Annotated in this window: 16 protein-coding genes and 2 tRNA genes; 7 read left to right on the top strand and 11 right to left on the bottom strand. The window is 69.1% G+C overall.

The features are described 5' to 3' along the window. Positions 1-66: 66 nt before the first annotated feature. The 5 genes from ASD38_RS07630 to ASD38_RS07610 form a co-directional block, all read right to left on the bottom strand. Positions 67-1,878: an aminopeptidase P family protein gene (locus tag ASD38_RS07630; protein WP_056459045.1), complete on the bottom strand. Its 1,812-nt coding sequence runs from the start codon at positions 1,876-1,878 to the stop codon at positions 67-69. 57 nt (positions 1,879-1,935) lie between these two features. Further along, positions 1,936-2,376 carry a hypothetical protein gene (locus ASD38_RS07625; RefSeq protein ID WP_056459041.1) on the bottom strand — a complete coding sequence of 147 codons (441 nt, stop codon included), beginning with the start codon at positions 2,374-2,376 and terminating at the stop codon, positions 1,936-1,938. A 103-nt stretch (positions 2,377-2,479) separates the two neighbouring features. Next, positions 2,480-3,346, bottom strand: a complete 867-nt coding sequence (locus ASD38_RS07620; protein ID WP_056441252.1) for a 50S ribosomal protein L11 methyltransferase — start codon at positions 3,344-3,346, stop codon at positions 2,480-2,482. A 17-nt stretch (positions 3,347-3,363) separates the two neighbouring features. Then, positions 3,364-4,770, bottom strand: a complete 1,407-nt coding sequence (locus ASD38_RS07615) for an O-antigen ligase family protein (protein ID WP_056459625.1) — start codon at positions 4,768-4,770, stop codon at positions 3,364-3,366. Positions 4,771-4,855: 85 nt separating this feature from the next. After that, positions 4,856-5,341 (bottom strand): hypothetical protein, encoded by a 486-nt coding sequence (locus tag ASD38_RS07610; RefSeq protein WP_056459038.1) that lies wholly within the window; start codon positions 5,339-5,341, stop codon positions 4,856-4,858. Positions 5,342-5,538: 197 nt separating this feature from the next. On the opposite strand from ASD38_RS07610, the gene ASD38_RS07605 reads away from it, so the two are divergent. Continuing rightward, entirely contained in the window at positions 5,539-6,705 is a 1,167-nt protein-coding gene (locus ASD38_RS07605; protein ID WP_056459035.1) for a low temperature requirement protein A, read from the top strand. On the opposite strand, the gene pip is transcribed toward ASD38_RS07605, so the two are convergent. Continuing rightward, positions 6,702-7,691: a prolyl aminopeptidase gene (gene pip / locus ASD38_RS07600; protein WP_056441241.1), complete on the bottom strand. Its 990-nt coding sequence runs from the start codon at positions 7,689-7,691 to the stop codon at positions 6,702-6,704. The two genes, ASD38_RS07605 and pip, sit on opposite strands and share 4 nt — an antisense overlap. Before the next feature lie 83 nt (positions 7,692-7,774). Here pip and ASD38_RS07595 point away from each other — a divergent pair, with 83 nt between their 5' ends. Continuing rightward, on the top strand, positions 7,775-8,872 hold the full coding sequence (locus tag ASD38_RS07595) for an HPP family protein (RefSeq protein ID WP_056459033.1): 1,098 nt from the start codon (positions 7,775-7,777) through the stop codon (positions 8,870-8,872). Positions 8,873-8,922: 50 nt separating this feature from the next. Then, on the top strand, positions 8,923-9,177 hold the full coding sequence (locus ASD38_RS07590; RefSeq protein WP_056441235.1) for a hypothetical protein: 255 nt from the start codon (positions 8,923-8,925) through the stop codon (positions 9,175-9,177). 54 nt (positions 9,178-9,231) lie between these two features. Here ASD38_RS07590 and ASD38_RS07585 read toward each other — a convergent pair whose 3' ends face one another. After that, positions 9,232-10,215, bottom strand: coding sequence for an alpha/beta fold hydrolase (locus tag ASD38_RS07585; protein ID WP_056441232.1), 984 nt, complete (start codon positions 10,213-10,215; stop codon positions 9,232-9,234). A gap of 118 nt (positions 10,216-10,333) precedes the next feature. Between ASD38_RS07585 and ASD38_RS07580 the strand changes: the two genes are divergently transcribed. After that, positions 10,334-11,560 carry a multidrug effflux MFS transporter gene (locus tag ASD38_RS07580; protein ID WP_056459030.1) on the top strand — a complete coding sequence of 409 codons (1,227 nt, stop codon included), beginning with the start codon at positions 10,334-10,336 and terminating at the stop codon, positions 11,558-11,560. Here the strand turns inward: ASD38_RS07580 and ASD38_RS07575 are convergent. From ASD38_RS07575 to rlmB, 4 genes are all read right to left on the bottom strand, one after another. After that, positions 11,557-11,937: a DUF423 domain-containing protein gene (locus ASD38_RS07575; protein ID WP_056441226.1), complete on the bottom strand. Its 381-nt coding sequence runs from the start codon at positions 11,935-11,937 to the stop codon at positions 11,557-11,559. The genes ASD38_RS07580 and ASD38_RS07575 overlap by 4 nt on opposite strands. Beyond that, complete coding sequence (locus tag ASD38_RS07570; protein ID WP_056459029.1) at positions 11,937-12,677, bottom strand: TerC family protein; 741 nt, start codon at positions 12,675-12,677, stop codon at positions 11,937-11,939. The genes ASD38_RS07575 and ASD38_RS07570 overlap by 1 nt, the downstream gene beginning before the upstream one ends. A gap of 42 nt (positions 12,678-12,719) precedes the next feature. After that, a complete protein-coding gene (stpX, locus tag ASD38_RS07565) occupies positions 12,720-14,480 on the bottom strand; it encodes a stalk-specific protein StpX (protein WP_235523792.1) in 1,761 nt (586 codons plus the stop codon). A gap of 106 nt (positions 14,481-14,586) precedes the next feature. After that, positions 14,587-15,423 (bottom strand): 23S rRNA (guanosine(2251)-2'-O)-methyltransferase RlmB, encoded by an 837-nt coding sequence (gene rlmB, locus ASD38_RS07560; protein WP_056459023.1) that lies wholly within the window; start codon positions 15,421-15,423, stop codon positions 14,587-14,589. A 171-nt stretch (positions 15,424-15,594) separates the two neighbouring features. Between rlmB and ASD38_RS07555 the strand changes: the two genes are divergently transcribed. The 3 genes from ASD38_RS07555 to tuf form a co-directional block, all read left to right on the top strand. Beyond that, positions 15,595-15,680, top strand: a tRNA-Tyr gene (locus tag ASD38_RS07555). A 76-nt stretch (positions 15,681-15,756) separates the two neighbouring features. After that, positions 15,757-15,830: transfer RNA gene (locus tag ASD38_RS07550), tRNA-Gly, on the top strand. A 53-nt stretch (positions 15,831-15,883) separates the two neighbouring features. Beyond that, positions 15,884-17,262 (top strand): elongation factor Tu (gene tuf / locus ASD38_RS07545; protein WP_082560703.1); only part of this gene is annotated, 1,379 nt, incomplete at its 3' end.

Raw genomic sequence — 17,262 nt, 5'->3', positions numbered from 1 at the left:
CGCCCCCTATGGGGGCGGACAGGCGACGCAGTCGCCAGGTGGGGGCAAGTCAGTGTGATCCCACGCCTAAAGCGGCGCGCAGACCTCTTCCAGCCACGCCCGGATTTCCGGCTCGACCCGCGGCCCGATCTCCGCCACCACCCGCGCGTGATAGGCGTCGAACTGGGCGATCTCCTCGGCCGACAGCAGATTCTTGTCGACCAGCCGCCGGTCGATCGGGGCCAGGGTCAGGGCGTGGAAGCGATGCATCGGCCGGTCGCCGTCGCCGACGGCCTCCGCGGGCATGACCACTTCGAGGTTCTCGATGCGGATGCCGTATTCGCCGTCCTTGTAGTAGCCGGGCTCATTCGAGACGATCATGCCCGGCTGCAGGGCGATGGTGTTGGGGGCCTTGGAGATCCGCTGCGGACCCTCGTGAACGCCCAGATAGACGCCGACGCCGTGGCCGGTGCCGTGGTCGTAGTCCAAGCCATGGCTCCAGAGCGCGGCGCGGGCGAAGGCGTCGATGGCCGAGCCGGTGGTGCCGGCCGGGAAGCGCAGGCGGGCGATGGCCAGGTGGCCCTTCAGCACCAGGGTGTTGCGGGTGACCATCTCGGCGCTCGGTTCGCCGATGGCGACCGTGCGGGTCACGTCGGTGGTGCCGTCCAGATACTGGCCGCCGCTGTCGACCAGCAGCAGCGACCCCAGGGCGGCGCGTTCGTTGCTGCGCTCGGTCGGGCGATAGTGGGGCAGGGCGCCGTGGCCGTTGGCCGCGCCGATGGTGTCGAAGCTGAGGTCCTTGAGCACGCCGGTCGCCTCGCGGAAGGCCTCCAGCTTGGCGACGGCCTCCTTCTCGTCCGGCGGATTGATCTGGCCCTCGGTGGCCAGCCAATGCAGGAAACGGGTCAGGGCCGCGCCGTCGCGCTTGTGGGCCTCGATGGTGCCGGCGATCTCGACGGCGTTCTTGCAGGCGCGGGGCAGGGTGCAGGGGTCCATGGCGCGGACCACCTCGGCCCCGGCGGCGACCAGGGTGTCGAAGTACCACGCCGAGGATTGCGCCGGATCGACCACCACCGACTTGCCCGTCAGCTCGGCCAGCGCGTCGTCCAGGGCCTCCGGCGGCTCAAGCGACACCTGGTTGCCCAGCCACGCCGGCAGTTCGCCGGTCACCTTGGCCGGATCCAGGAACAGCCGCGCCGTGCCGTCGGCGCGCAGCACGGCCTGCGACAGCGGCAGGGGCGAGCGGATCACGTCGCCGCCGCGGATGTTGAACAGCCAGGCGATCGAGGCCGGAGCGGTGATCACGGCCGCGTCTGCGCCGAGGGCGGCGACGGCCGACCCGACGCGGGCGCGCTTGGAGGCCGACTCCTCCCCGGCGTACTTCACCGGCTGGGGCACGACGGGCGCGGCGGGCTGGGCGGGACGCTGGGCGCCCCAGGCCTCGTCGATCGGGTTGACGGCCACGGGCTTCAACGCCGCGCCGGCCCTGGCGGCGGCGGCTTTCAGGCCGTCCAGGGCCTGCGGGCTGTGCAGACGGGCGTCGTAGCCGATCACCGCGCCCTTGCTGGCGGTTTCCAGATAGGCCGGAACACCGCCCTCGACGAGGTCGCGGATCTCGAACACGCCCTGGTCCACCTGGTCGCGGACCTGAAGGGTGTAGCGGCCGTCGACGAACACGGCGGCGCGGTCCTTGAGGATCACGCCGGCCCCGGCCGAGCCGGTGAAGCCGCTGGCCCAGGCCAGGCGGTCGTTCGCCGCCGGCAGATATTCGTTCTGGTGCTCGTCCTCGTGCGGGACGAGGAAGCCGTCCAGGCCCTGCCGGGCCATGGCGGCGCGGATCAGGGGGACATGGCGGGGGCCGAAGCCCGGATCGGTGGATTCATCGAAGGTCTGGCGCATTCCTCCGATTTAGTCCCGCCCCTTCGACCTGGGAAGGGGCGGGTTGCGATCGGAGCGTTAGTTCACCGGCTGGGGCTGCGCCGGCGGCGGGTTGATGTTCGGGTCGGCCGAGGGGGCCAGGGTGTCGTCGCGCGACAGGGCGGCGCGGTCGGCGGCGTCGTGCGCGGCCTGGGCGGCGTTGGCCGCGGTGGCCTCGGTCGAGCGGCGGGCGCTGTCGGCGGCGGCGCTGGCGTCGCGGGCGGCTTGCTGGGCGACGATGGTGGCCTGGGCGGCCCCGGTCTGCGCGCCTTCGAGATTGCCGACGACGCGGCCCTGCTCCTGGGCCTGAGCGATCTGGTCCTGGCTGGGCGTGCGGGCCCCGACGGTCAGCATGAAGGCGATGGCGACCACGGCGACGATGGCCACGGCCCCAGCCACGAACCAGCCCGTGGCTCCGCCCTCGCGACGGACGTGCACCACCTGTTCGGGCGGTGGGCCTTGGGGATCGACATAGGTCATGACGTTGCTCCTGGAGCGGGTGTGTCCCGGCAGGAGAAACGTGGGGGAGAGGAAGGGTGTTCCGTATTTCCGAAACCCTCTCCCGAGGGCGAGGGTGTCTGTCTTACGGCCGCTGCAGCACCAGCGCCGCCCAGGCGTCGCGGTGGATGCGGTTGACCACCTTGAAGCCGCGCGAAACGTAGGCGGCCTTGACCATCCGTTCCTGAGTGCGCAGCAGGCCCGACAGGATCACCGTACCGCCGGGAACCAGGGCGTTCTTGATGTCCTGGGCCAGGCTGACCAGCGGGCGGGCCAGGATGTTGGCGAACACCAGGTCGTAGGGGGCGTTGTCGGTCACCAGCCGGTTGGACAGGCCCGAGGCGTGGACGAACCGGGCGTTGGCGCGGTTGACCTTGGCGTTCTCCTTGGAGATCCGCACGCTGGGCTTGTCGATGTCGGTGCCGACCGCGATCCTCGATCCAGTCCGCGCGGCAGCGATGGCGAGGAGCCCCGTGCCCGCCCCCACGTCGAGCACCTTGTTGAACTTCCGGGCCTTGATCAGCTTGTCGTAGGCCATCAGGCAGCCGACGGTCGTGCCGTGATGGCCGGTGCCGAACGCCGCGCCCGCTTCGATGCGCAGGTTGACCGTGCTGGCCGGCAGGCGGCCGCGGTCGTGCATGCCGTAGACGAAGAACCGGCCCGCGCGCACCGGCGGCAGGCCCGACAACGCCATGGCCAGCCAGTCGGCGTCGGCCAGGCGCTCACGCACCACCTTCAGCGGATAGCCGGCCAGCACGTCCAGCAGGCCCGCGTCTTCCTCGTCGGTGGTCGGGAAGGCGTCGATGCGCCAGAGGCCCTTGTCCTCGTCCTCTTCGAGGATCGAGTAGGTCGCGCCCTCGAGGCCGGGGTGGTTGTCGATGGCGTCGGCGGCGGCTTCGGCGTCGGCGCGCGCGCCGCGGGCGACGATCTGCTGGGGCGTGTAGTCGGTCATGCCGCTCCAGTAGCCGCCTAAGCGGCGAAAGGCGAGACCGCGCGCTTGCCAAATGTAGGCTGGAACGCCGGGCGGCGAGCCGGCGCGGGCGTCCGGATCTCCGGCGCGGCTTCGGGCGGAGCCAGGCTCCAGGTCAGGGGCGGGGCGGCGAACAGCGGGCGGCGGGCGGCCTTTTCAGGCTGCACGCCCGGCGCCCACACCGGTCCCAACAGCCGCGCCACCGCCGCGCAGGCCAGGGCCCAGGCGATGCCGTTGCGCTCGAGGATGAAGCTCTCGGAGAAGGTGGTCATCAGGAAGATGGCCAGGAACAGGGTCGCCCAATAGCCGTCCTGCACGGCGCGGTGGCGAAACAGCGCGACCAGCAACGATCCGCCCAGCACCAGGGCGCAGAGGCCCACTCCGATCCAGCCCAGCTGGGCCAGGATGTCGAGCCAGCCGTTGTGGGCGGTAGGCACCAGCCAGCCGGTCTCCTTGCGGATCCATTGGGCCGGATGGGACTCCAGCGTCCAGAACACCGCATAGCCGTAGCCGGTCAGCGGATGCTTGGCCGACTGGCGCAGCACGGCGGCCCAGATGTCGGTGCGGCCGGTCAGGGTGGGGTCCTTGCCCAGGGCCTTGAACACCAGTTCTGGCGCCAGCCACATCGTCATCACCGCCACGCCGACCACGGTCACGCCCAGCCAGACCACGATCACCGCCGTGGCCGGCCCGCGGCGCATGGCCGCCAGCAGCATCGAACCGGCCAGGCCCATCAGCAGCACGACCAGCGAGGTCTTGGACTTGGTCATCACGATCAGCGCCGCGCACAGCAGGATCGTGACGACCATCTGCTTGCGCCGGGGCGAGCCGGCCAGGATCGCGGCGATGGCGGCCATGGCGCCGTAGACCATCATCGCGCCCATCTGGTTCTTCTCGTACCAGAGGCCGCGCCAGTCGCCGGCGTTGACGTCGTGATGGACGCCCATCTTGGGATAGACCACCGCCGCCAGTCCGCCGCCGATGGCCAGGAACAGGAAGGTCGTGGCGATGATCTCGGCCATCCGCCGCCCGTCGAAGCTGGCCGCGAAATAGAGGCCGAAGAGGGTGGTGAAGGCCGCGGCCAGGGCTCGGCGGTTGGTCGTGCCCGGGTCCAGCGACCACGAGGCCGAGGCGAACAGCCAGAAGATCAGCAGGCTGAACATGATGGCGGGAAACCAGAACCGCATCACGCGCGGCGCGCGCCAGACGGCCAGGCCCAGGATCAGGCCGTAGACCGGCAGCCACATCAGCCTCAGCAGCGGCATGTCCTCGCCGCCGGCCTGCAGCGGGTCAAGCAGCGGGCCGATGAAGGCGTTGGACAGCATGAACAGCACAAGACCGCAGGCCAGGGCTTCCAGCCTGCGCCAGGCGTCGGGCCGATCGCCGTCCTGTTGTTTTGCGTCCACCACTGCGATCCCTGTCCTGGCGCGAAATGGAACACGCGCCGCGGCCTGGAGCGGTTGGCTGCAAGGGGAAGGCCGTCCTGGGTCTCTAGTAGGCGGCCATGTCGACGGGGGCGGGGGCGTCGGAGGCGTCAGGCGCTTCGATCGCCTCGGGGGCTTCCGGCGGACGCGGCGCATCCTCCGGCAGGCGGGTGTTCAGGATGTCGCCGCTGGTCGACGGCCAGGTTCGTTCGTCCGCCCGCGCCAACTGGACGGGCCGCGCCTGGGGCGTTGGCTCGGTCCACGTGACCGGGACGTATTCGGGGACCTCGTAGGACGCCACGACCACCGGCGGTTCCCGATACTGCTGGGCGCGCAGGAAGTCGGTGCCGATCACGTAGTCGGGAACCTTGCCGCGGGGCCAGGCGATCGGTTCGGCCTGGGCATACGAGCTCTCGGCCGCGAAGGCGGTTTCGGTCTGCGGCGCGGTCTGAGGACCGATCTTCAGGATCAGCCCGCCCGCCAGCCCGATCGTCAAGGCGATGGCGGCGCCGATCAGGGCGGGGCGATGGGGAAGGAGATCTGCGGGGTCCATACCAACAGAAGTGCGTTGGACGGCAAAACGTTCGACCCTGGTCATGCGAATGCTTGCCCGGGCGCGTGACGAGCGCCGAAAACCGGCATCCACTTTCGGCTGTCACGCTTTCCTGGGCGCGCGACGAGCGCCGAAAACCGGCATCCACTTTCGGCTGTCACGCTTTAGGCTGCGACTCGCCGACAGGGAAAATCGACATGCCAAGCCGTCATATGCTCCGCGACCGGGCCTCGGGGGGACATGCGCGAGTCACCTATGTCGAGCTGTTCTTCGACCTGGTGTTCGTGTTCGCGATCACCCAGTTGTCGCACGGCCTGATGGAGCATCCGACGTTGGCGCGGGTGGTCGAGACCGGGCTGCTGCTGATGGCCGTCTGGTGGGCGTGGATCTTCACCGCCTGGGTCACCAACTGGCTGGATCCCGAGCGGAAGCCGGTGCGGATCATGCTGTTCGCGGTGATGGTGGTTGGCATGGTCCTGACCATGTCGATCCCCAAGGCGTTCGGCGAGCGCGGCCTGATCTTCGCCGCGGCCTTCGTGGCGATCCAACTGGGGCGCAGCGTGTTCACGGCCTGGGCCATGCGCGGCCATCCCTTCCAGAGCCGCAACTTCATCCGGATATCCGCCTGGTTCGGGATGTCGGGCGTGTTGTGGATCGCCGGCGGCCTGGCCGAGGACGGCGCGCGCCTGGCGCTCTGGGGCGGGGCGATCATCCTGGAATACATCTCGCCGGCCTTGGGATTCTGGACGCCGGCCCTGGGGCGGGCTCGCGCCGAGGAATGGGACGTCGAGGGCGGCCATCTGGCCGAGCGCTGCGCCCTGTTCACGATCATCGCTCTGGGCGAGTCGATTCTGGTCATGGGAGCGACAACCGCGACCCTGGCTTGGACGCCGATGGTGATCGCCGCCTTCCTGGCCGCCTTCGCCGGCAGCCTGGCCATGTGGTGGATCTATTTCGCGGTCACCGCCGAGGCGGCCAGCGAGGCGATCAGCCGGTCGCGAAACCCCGGACAGGTGGCGCGGATGGCCTACACCTACATCCACCTGCTGCCGATCGCCGGGATCATCGTCACCGCGGTGGCCGACGAATGGACCATCCACCATCCGCTGGGCCATGCCGACCTGAAGACCGTCGCCGCCCTGATCGGCGGACCGCTCCTGTTCCTGCTGGGCGGCCTGCTGTTCAAGCGAGCCGTGTTTCGCCGGTGGTCGCCGTCGCGGGGCATGGGGCTGCTGGCCCTTGTGGCGCTGGCGCCGGTCAGTCCGATGCTCAGTCCGCTGGCGCTGTCGATCGCCACAACGCTGGTGCTGGCGGGGGTGGCGGCCTGGGAGAGCCTGGCCCTGCGTGCCCCGGTCAATCCCTAGACGGTCAGCGCCGCGTTCGTCGCCCGCACCAGACCGTCGATGATCCCCGGCTCGGTCGAGGCGTGGCCCGCGTCCCAGACGATCTCGAACTTGGCTTCCGGCCAGGCCCTGTGCAGCGACCAGGCGCTGTCGAGCGGGGTCACCACGTCGAAACGGCCCTGGACGATCCAGGCCGGGATGTGGCGGATCTTGTCGATGTTCTTCAGGATCCAGCCGTCCTCCTCGAAGAACCCGCCGTTGGTGAAGAAGTGGCACTCGATCCGGGCGAAGGCGATGGCGAAGTCTTCTTCGTTGAACTTCGGGGGCCGGGCTTCGGGGCCTCGAAGCGAGATGGTGTCGCCCTCCCACTGGCTCCACGCTCCGGCCGCCTCGGCCTGGATGCGGCGGTCGGGATGGGTCAGGCGGCGGTGATAGGCGGCCATCAGGTCGCCGCGCTCCTCGACCGGGATCGGGGCCAGGAACCGCTCCCAGGCGTCCGGAAACAGCATCGAGGCGCCGTCCTGGTAGAACCAGCGCAGCTCCTTCTGGGTCAGCAGGAAGATGCCCCGCAGCACCAGGCCCTCGACGCGGTCGGGGTGGGCGATGGCGTAGGCCAGGGCCAGGGTCGAGCCCCATGAGCCGCCGAACACGGTCCACTTCTCGATCCCCAGATGCTCGCGCAGCCGCTCGATGTCGGCGATCAGGCTCCAGGTGGTGTTGTCCTCGAGGCTGGCGTTCGGGCGCGAACGGCCGCAGCCGCGCTGGTCGAACAGGGCCATGCGCCATTTGCTGGGGTCGAAGAACCGCCGCATGGTCGGGTTGACCGCCCCGCCCGGACCGCCGTGCAGGATCACCGCCGGCTTGCCGCGCGGCGCGCCGCATTCCTCGTAATAGATCTCGTGTGGACCATCCGTGCTCAGCCAGCCGAACGAGAAGGGCTCGATGTCGCGAAACAGGCCGCGGCGACCGGTGGCGGACATGGGGGTGGCGGAAGCGTTGCGATCCATGGCGCAACCCTAAACCCGTTTCGGGGGGCGAGGGAACGGCGGGAGGGGTTCATTTCCCCCCTTCGGTCGCGTATCGGACGGGAATGATCGCGCGACTCCTTCCGACCCTGAGCCGGCCGACCCCAGCCCGGTGGCTCGATATCGGTCGCGGCGGTCTCGGCGCCTTGCTGGGCCTTTTGGCCGCCGGTCTGCTCGCCAGGATGATCGCCGGGGGCGCGCCCCTGACCTCGCCCCTGCTGATCGCGCCGATCGGGGCCTCGGCCGTGCTGGTCTTCGCCGTGCCCGCCAGTCCGCTGGCCCAGCCGCATTCGGTGGTGTTCGGCAACGTCCTGTCGGCCCTGGTCGGCATCGCCTGCGCGCAGCTGTTCCATGGCGCGCCGTTCGTCGGCCCTCTGGCGGTGGGCGTGGCCATCGCGGCGATGTCCCTGGCCGGCTGTCTCCACCCGCCCGGCGGCGCCGTGGCCCTGATCTGCGCCCTGGCCGGGCCGGAGCTGACCAAGGCCGGCTGGATGTTCGCGCTCACCCCGGTGGGTCTGGACTCGCTGCTGCTGGTTATCGCCGGCATGGCGTTTCACCGGGTGACCGGACACACCTATCCGCACCGCGCGCCGGTCGCCGCCATCAACCCGCACAAGACCAGCGACGCTCCGCCCGGCGCGCGGGCCGGCTTCACGACCGGCGACCTGGACGCCGCCCTGGCCCAGTACGGCGAACTGCTGGACGTCAGCCGTGACGACCTCGACGCCCTGTTCCGCCAGGTCGAGCTGCGGGCCCACCAGCGGCTGCACGCCCAGATCCTGTGCGGCGACATCATGTCGGTCGACGTCATCGCCGTGGACCCGCAGCAGACCTGCGAAAGCGCGCTGCTCTACATGCAGGAGCACGATCTGCGCACCGCGCCCGTGGTCGACGCCGACCGCAAGGTCCTGGGGCTGGTGCGGCGCGCCGAGCTGCAGGCCAACCGCCGGCGCAAGGTCGAGACGGTGATCGACCCGTTCGTCCACCGCGTGCGCGAGACCACGCCGATCCAGGCCCTGCTGCCCCTGCTGTCGAGCGGCGCGGTGCACGAGGCGGTGGTGGTCGACGCCGACCGCACCCTCAAGGGCATCGTCACCCAGACCGACCTGCTGGCGGTGCTGTATCGCGCTCACGTGGTCGAGGCCATGGCCGGCCAGGGCTAGAGTCCGTCCGCCATCGCAACCCCCACCGCTTTTCCGTATTCTCCCGAGTCATGAACAACCCCGAAGACCTCAGCGACGAAGAGCTGCTGGACATGCTGACCCCGCGCCAGCTGGCCGAGCTGGACCGCGCGATCGCCGAGATGATGGGCCCCGAGGGCCTGGACAAGGTCATCTCCCTGCAGGTGATGGCCCAGCTCTACACCGTGCGCGCCACCGAGCGCGACGAGGTCTCGGCCCTGGCCATGCTGCAGATGGCGGCGGCGATGCGACGTCGCGCGGAGATTTTGGCCGAACAGCAGAGGTAGGAACCGTCCCCAAATTCCGCTCATCCCGGCGAATGCCGGGATGAGCGGGATATTTTAGTTCGGGAACCGCCGCCCCAGCCAGTCGATCAGCAGCGCGTTCACCCGCTCGGGCGCCTCCTGCTGGGTCCAGTGTCCGCTGCCCTCGACCAGCACCTTCTCCAGGTCCGAGATCTGGTCGCCCATGCGGTCGGCCAGGGAAGGCGGCAGCACCACGTCGTGCTCGGCCATGATCATCAGGCAGGGGATCCCGTCGATCCGCGTCGGCAGGTGCTCGGCCCGCTCCCAGTTGCGCACGAAGTTGCGGTACCAGTTGATCCCGCCCGTGAAGCCGGTGCGCTGGAAGGTCTCGACGAAGGTCCTCAATTCCTCGGGTTCGAGAAGCTGGGCGGAGGTGTCGGCGACGTTGAAGCGAGCCAGGCCGTCCTGCAGCGCCAGCGAGCGCCCTCCGGTCTCGCCGCTGGTGAAGGCGGCCTGCACGCCGGTCGGCTTGCGCATGAAATAGCGCATGGTCTTTTCGACGTCGGCGGCCAGCTGGGCGTCGGCCACGCCGGGCTTCTGGAAGTGGACGATGTACATGTCGTCGCCGAACGCGTTGCGGAACGCGGTGATCGGGTCGACCGGCAGGCGCGGCAGGAACGGCGTGTTGACGCCCACCACGCCGGCGGTCCGGTCCGGATGCATCAGCGGCATCTGCCAGACGACCAGGCCGCCCCAATCATGACCGCAGAACACCGCCTTCGGGACGCCCAGGTGGTCCAGCAGCCCGACCAGGTCGCCGGTCAGGTGGGCCATGTCGTAGTCCTCGACCGCGTCGGGCCGGTCGGTCAGGCCGTAGCCGCGTTGGTCGGGAACGATCACCCAGCGGCCGGCCGCCGCCAGGGCCGCGATCTGCCATCGCCAGGAATACGAGAACTCCGGGAAGCCGTGACACAGCACGATCGGGGTGCCGACCCGCGGCCCCGCTTCGTAATAAGCCATGCGGATCCCGTTGATCTGGGCGAACGCGGGCTCGGGCATCGGCGGCGCGAGACGGGTCATGGCGTTTCCTGCTTATGTTATTGGCGATCACCTTGCAGGCGGACGTCCCGCCGGGCAAGGCCGCGATTCGTACGGTCAAGGACTTACCCCTGCGGAAAACAAGCGTAAAAGCGCGGCCATGACCGACAACCCACAGTCCGCGCCCGCCGCCACGCCCTGGCGGCTCGTCCTGATGTTGGGCGCGCTGACCGCCTTCGCGCCGATGTCGATCGACATGTACCTGTCGAGCATGCCGGACATCGGCCGGACCCTGCACGCGGGGGCCGACGACGTTCAGGCCACCCTGGCGGCGTTCTTCGCCGGCATGGCGATCGGCCAGTTCCTGTACGGCCCGGCCTCGGACCGGTTCGGACGCCGGCTTCCCCTGTTGGTGGGCATCGGCATCTATGTGGCAGCCTCGGTGGTCTGCGCGATGGCGTCGTCGATCGAGGTGCTGATCGCCGCCCGTTTCGTCCAGGCCCTCGGCGGCTGCGCGGGGGCGGTGATCGCCCGAGCGGTGGTGCGCGACAAGTTCAACCACGCCGACACGGCCAGGGTGCTGTCGCTGATGACGCTGATCATGGGCCTGGCGCCCGTGCTGGCTCCGCAGTTCGGCGGCGTCGTGCAGTTCTTCGCCGGCTGGCGCGGCGTGTTCTGGACGCTGGCGGTCTTCGGCCTGCTGATCGGCCTGTGGATCGCGCTGAGCCTGGCGGAATCGCGGTCGGAGGCCACGGCGGCCCAGGCGCGCTCCGAGAACCCGTTCCGCGCCTATTTCGCGCTGCTGCGCCAGAAGCGGCTGGTCGGCTACGGCGTGGCTGGGGCCCTGAACGGCGCGACCCTGTTCACCTACATCTCGACCGCGCCGGACCTGGTGATGGGGACCTACGGTCACGCGCCGCTGGTGTTCAACATCATCTTCGCCTTCAACGCCGTGGGCATCATCGGGGCCAGTCAGGTCAACCGCCTGCTGCTGCGCCGCGCCACGCCCGACCAGGTGCTGGTGCGGGCCAGCATCGCCTCGATCCTCGCCGCCTTCCTGCTGGTCGCCGCCGCCTATAGCGGCCTGGGCGGTCAGTTCACCGTCCTGCCGTTGCTGTTCGCGGCGCTGTCGAGCTACGGCCTGATGGCCGGCAACACCATGGCCGGGGCGCTGAGCGTCGATCCCAGCCGGGCGGGCTCGACCTCGGCCCTGATGGGCGGGGCTTCGTTCGGGGCGGGCGCCTTGGCCTCCTGGGTCGGCGGCCTGCTGCACGACGGCACGGCCAGGCCCGTGGCGGCGGTGATGTTCGTCTGTCTGCTGGGGTCGAGCCTGGCGATCTTCCTGCTGGCGGTCCCCAAGGACCGGCGCGGCAAGGCGGCGGCCTAGGTTTCGCGATCCTGGTTGACGCCGCCCGCGCGCCAGGCCAGCAGCAGCCAGCCGGCCAGGAAGCACAGGCCGCCGAACGGCGTGACCATGCCCATGATCCGCGGCGCGCCGAACGCCAGGGCGTACAGCGAGCCCGAGAACAGCACGGTTCCGATCAGGAACAGGGCAGGGGTCGTCAGGCCCGTCTTGCCGCCCGCCTTGCGCACGGCCAGCCAGCCGAAGACCGCCAGGGCGTGGGTCATCTGATAGAGCGAGCCGGTGTGCAGCAGTTCGGCCGCCCGGGCATCCTTGGCGCCGTGCGCCGCGAAGGCGCCGAAGGCGACGGCCAGGAAGCCGCTGAGCGCCGCCAGGCGGACGACGAGCGCCGGGCCGCGCATCACTTGGGCCTGTTGTGCGAGGCCAGGTCGTCCGGCGTGATGTCCAGGAACGACGGCATGGCGGCGTTGTAGGCGTCGGTCTTGTGCAGGTCGATGACCACGCTGCGGTGGCCTTCCCAGACCATGTGCAGGGCGACGTAGAGCACGATGGCCAGGCCGATGAAGCCGATCCAGCGGTGCTTGTGCAGCAGATTGGCGATGGCGGTGGCGGCCAGGCCCATCAGGACGATCGACAGCAACAGGCCGAACACCAGGATGGTCGGATGCTCGCGGGCGGCTCCGGCCACGGCCAGCACGTTGTCCAGCGACATCGAGACGTCGGCGATCAACACCTGCAGGAAGGCCTGCTTGAAGCTCTTGACCGGCCTGGCCTTGGGCTCGGTGGTCGGGTCGTCGTCCAGGCAGGCCATGGCGTCCGTCTGGTCGTGAGTGATCTGCTCGCGCAGTTCGCGCCACATCTTCCAGCACACCCACAGCAGCAGGATGCCGCCGGCCAGCAGAAGGCCGATCACCCCCAGCAACCAGGTGGTGATCAGGGCGAAGCTGATGCGCAGCACCACGGCCGCGCCCAGGCCATAGAGAATGACCTTCTTGCGGTCCTGGGCGGGCAGGCCGCCGGCCGCCAGACCCACGGCCACCGCGTTGTCGCCCGCCAGGACGAGGTCGATCATCAGAACAGAGAGAAAGGCCGCGAACGGACCGTTCAGTCCGCCCACCTGGGCTATGAGCGCGTCAAACATGCGGCCTCAATGCGGCAGGCGGGCGGGTCTGGCAAGCACCCCCTAGTGAGCGTGGGCAAGTTCCTTGTGATCGGCGTGCGCGTGATGCCCGTGGTCATCGTGGTGATCGTCGCCGTGACCATGGTCGTCATGGCCGTGAGCGTGATCGTCGTGGCCATGGGCGTCGTGGTGGTCGCCGGCGTGGGCGTCGGCATGGTCGTGACCGCTGACCGCCAGGGCCGCCGCGCCCGCCGCCGGGGCGACGTGGTGGTCGTCGTGCCCGTGGTCGTCGTGGTGGTCGCCAGCGTGGGCGTCATGGCCATGATCAGCGTGGCCGTGGCCATGATCCTCGTGGCCGCTGAGGTTCAGGACCTTGGGAGCCATCGCCGGCGCGGCGTGGTGGTCGTCGTGGCCGTGAGCGTGGCCGTCGTGAGCATGGTCGTCATGGCCATGATCATCGTGATGGTCAGCTTCGGCGTGGCCATGCCCGTGAGCGTCGTGGCCGTGGTCGTCATGATGGTTGACCGCGCTGGCCACCGCCGCGCCGGCCAGGGCGCCGCCCGCGGCCGCGACCATCGGGTTGACGTAGTTGACCTTGGCGGACGAGAGCGGCGCATCGTGCTCCATCTCGTTGCGGCCGTAGTCGGTCAGGGTGCGGAATTTGCGGCGGCGCTCTTCCCGGGCCTTGGCGGCCGAGGCGTTGCGCGCGATCGCCACCAGGATCAGCAGGGCCAGCAGCACCAGCCCGCCGCCTAGCAGCGACTTGCCCGCCACCTTGCCGACGCCGGGCAGGTCGACTGTCTCGTAGCGGCCCAGGTCCGGCATCGCGAACCCGAGTTTGGGCATGGCGAAGTGGAAGCCCTTGGTCTTTTCCTTCACCGCTTCCTGAAGCGGCGCGACCTGCTTGGCGATCGAGCCCAGCGTGAAGCCCTGGGTCGGCTTGGTTCCGTTCAGCTCGACGCCGAAGTCCGACTTCAGCGGGCCCTTGGCCGCGGGGGTCGGCTTGACCTGCCAGGCGAAGGTCGCCGGCTCGCCGGCCTTGACCACGGCGGTCTGGCGACCGTTCGGGGTGATTTCGTAGCCCTGGCCCTGCAGATCGGCATAGGCGCTGGTCTTCTTGGCCGCCTTGGTCAGGCCCAGCTTGGCGGCTTCCTTCTTGATCAGGTCGCCGAGGGTGGCGGGCAGGGACAGGGTGACCTGGCCCTCCTTGCCCTGGGTCAGGCTTTCGGCCGTGGCCAGGGTCGCGCCCTTGGTGGCTTCCGGCGCGACGGCGGCCTGCAGCTTCTCCAGCTTGGTCATCGGCTTGGCCGGGACGGGCTTGGCGGCCGCGACCGGCGCGACGACCGGCTTGGCGGCGACCACCGGCTTCACCGGGGCGGGCGCGGACGCGACGACAGGCTTGGCCGTGGCGACCGGAGCGGGCGCGGCGTGGGCCCGGCGGACCGGCGCGGCGACGGCGCGCGGCGCATAGCGCACGGAACGATGGGTCGCCTTGGGATTGGCGATCGGCTCCATGGCGGTGACCCACGTGCCGTCGGCGCGCCGCCAGGTCTTCAGATTCGGATTGGAGCTGAAGGCGGGCGCCGATGCGGGCGCCGGAGCCGGCGTCGCGGCCGGCGCGGGCCCGCCCAGCAGGCCGTCGGCCGGCGTGGCCTCGGCGGCGGGCGGCGCGCCCATCAGTTCCGGCGTCTGAGCGGCGCCATAGCCTGGCGCGGCCGCGGCGGGCGGCGCCTCGACGGGCTCGCGCGCGCCGCAGCCGGCGATCACCAAAACGCCCACCGCGCAGCCGGCCAGAGCCGTCAAACGGACTTTGTTATGCAACATCGGGTCCCCCGATCCCATGTCTAAACTCTCCGCCAAGCAGTGCTCGCGGTCTTCAAGCTTGAGAGAACCACGTCATCGCGACGAAATCAAAACGGTTAAGAGAGATTCACGAACCGATTTCATCCCTGGAGCGAAATTTCGACGCTTCATAGAGCGCCACAGCCGCCGCGGCGGACACATTCAGGCTTTCGAAGCCCCCCGGCATGGCAATTTTTCCCATGACGTCACAGTGTTCGGCCACCAGCCGGCGCACGCCTTCGCCTTCCGAGCCCAGCACCAGGACCGTCGGGCGGTCGTCCAGCACCTGGTCGAGGGTCTGTTCGGCCTCGCCGGCCAGGGCCACGGCCCGCCAGCCCAGGTCGGCCAGCTCCTCCAGGGCCCGGGACAGATTGACCACGCGCGCGTAGGGGATCTTGTCGACGGCGCCGACGGCGGTCTTGGCCAGCACGCCGGTCAGGGCCGGGGCGTGGCGGTCCTGCAGAATCATTCCCCTGGCCCCGAAGGCGGCGGCCGATCGGAAGATCGCGCCGATGTTCTGCGGGTCGGTGATCTGGTCCAGCATCACCAGCAGGCCCTGGGCCGGCGTTCCCAGGTCGTGGACGCTGAGGGCCTCGGGTTCGTCGATCTTCAGGGCGATCCCCTGATGCACCGCGCCGGCCGGCAGCTGACGGGCGATGTCGGGGCCCTCCATGATCTGCAGGAAGGGCGCGCGGCTCAGATTCGGCGCGAGTCGCTTGGCGCGATCCGGGGTGGCCAGAAGACGTTTCGGAACGGGCCTGGCGGGGTTGGAAAGCGCGGCCTCGACGGCGTGAGTCCCCCAGATCCAGTCCTTGGCGTCGCCCTGACCTTTAGAAAACTTGTTGTTTTCCCGAGGCTTGGAACGAAAATCACGTCCGGGCGAAGAAGGCTTTTTCCGGTCGTTGCGTTCGGAATGAGAGGACACTATAAGACGCGCTCCGATTTGGGGCCCTGAGGGTTTCCAAGAGCCAGGGCGGCGCTGCTTTAGCATCGTCTCACAGGTCTCGAGGAAGCTTTTGTTCCTTTTTCGTGACGGGCGGTCCGCCGCCGGTTTCGAGGAAGGAAAGGCCGCTTTGAAGGAACTCTGTCGCGCGCTGGGGGAATGTCCCGAGTGGCAAAGGGGGGGGACTGTAAATCCCCTGGCGTACGCCTTCGCAGGTTCGAGTCCTGCTTCCCCCACCACGCGCGACAAGAGCTCCCAAGAAGCCTGGACCCCAAAGAAGCCAGACCGGGAGCCGATCGCGACCCCGCTAGCTTGGCGGGTATAGCACAATGGTAGTGCAGCAGCCTTCCAAGCTGAGGATGCGGGTTCGATTCCCGCTACCCGCTCCAGCTCCCAACACATATTTCCCAGAAACAAGCCCGCCGGCGCGAAGGTAGAGACGATGGCCAAGGAAAAGTTCGAACGTAACAAGCCGCACTGCAACATCGGCACGATTGGTCACGTTGACCATGGCAAGACGACGTTGACGGCGGCGATCACCATCATTCTGGCCAAGACCGGCGGCGCGACGGCGAAGAACTACGCCGACATCGACGCCGCGCCGGAAGAAAAGGCCCGCGAACACATATTTCCCAGAAACAAGCCCGCCGGCGCGAAGGTAGAGACGATGGCCAAGGAAAAGTTCGAACGTAACAAGCCGCACTGCAACATCGGCACGATTGGTCACGTTGACCATGGCAAGACGACGTTGACGGCGGCGATCACCATCATTCTGGCCAAGACCGGCGGCGCSACGGCGAAGAACTACGCCGACATCGACGCCGCGCCGGAAGAAAAGGCCCGCGGCATCACGATCAACACCGCGCACGTGGAATATGAGACGGCGGCCCGTCACTACGCCCACGTCGACTGCCCCGGCCACGCCGACTATGTGAAGAACATGATCACCGGCGCGGCGCAGATGGACGGCGCGATCCTGGTGGTTTCGGCCGCCGACGGCCCGATGCCSCAGACCCGCGAGCACATCCTGCTGGCCCGTCAGGTCGGCGTGCCGGCCCTGGTCGTCTACATGAACAAGGTCGACCTGGTCGACGACGAAGAGCTGCTGGAGCTGGTCGAGATGGAAGTGCGCGAGCTGCTCAGCTCGTACGACTTCCCGGGCGACGACATTCCGATCACCAAGGGCTCGGCCAAGGTSGCCATCGACGGCGGCGACCCGAAGATCGGCGAGGAGTCGATCCTGGCGCTGATGAAGACGGTCGACGAGTACATCCCGCARCCGGCYCGTCCGCTGGACCTGCCGTTCCTGATGCCGGTCGAGGACGTGTTCTCGATCTCGGGCCGCGGCACCGTGGTCACCGGCCGCGTCGAAAAGGGCATCGTCAAGGTCGGCGAGGAAGTCGAGATCGTCGGCATCCGTCCGGTCCAGAAGACCACCTGCACGGGCGTGGAAATGTTCCGCAAGCTGCTGGACCAGGGCCAGGCCGGCGACAACGTCGGCGTGCTGCTGCGCGGCACCAAGCGTGAAGACGTCGAGCGCGGCCAAGTGCTGTGCAAGCCCGGYTCGATCACCCCGCACACCAAGTTCGTGGCCGAGGCCTACATCCTGACCAAGGAAGAAGGCGGCCGTCACACCCCGTTCTTCACCAACTACCGTCCGCAGTTCTACTTCCGCACCACGGACGTGACCGGGATCATCAAGCTGCGCGAAGGCGTGGAAATGATCATGCCGGGCGACAACGCCGAGCTGGACGTCGAGCTGATCACCCCGATCGCCATGGACCAAGGCCTGCGCTTCGCCATCCGCGAAGGCGGCCGCAC

This window comes from Caulobacter sp. Root487D2Y (assembly GCF_001427165.1).
In the GTDB taxonomy this organism is placed as follows: domain Bacteria; phylum Pseudomonadota; class Alphaproteobacteria; order Caulobacterales; family Caulobacteraceae; genus Caulobacter.
Note: the sequence above shows the minus strand (reverse complement) of the source record. Positions and strands in the feature narration are given on the sequence as shown.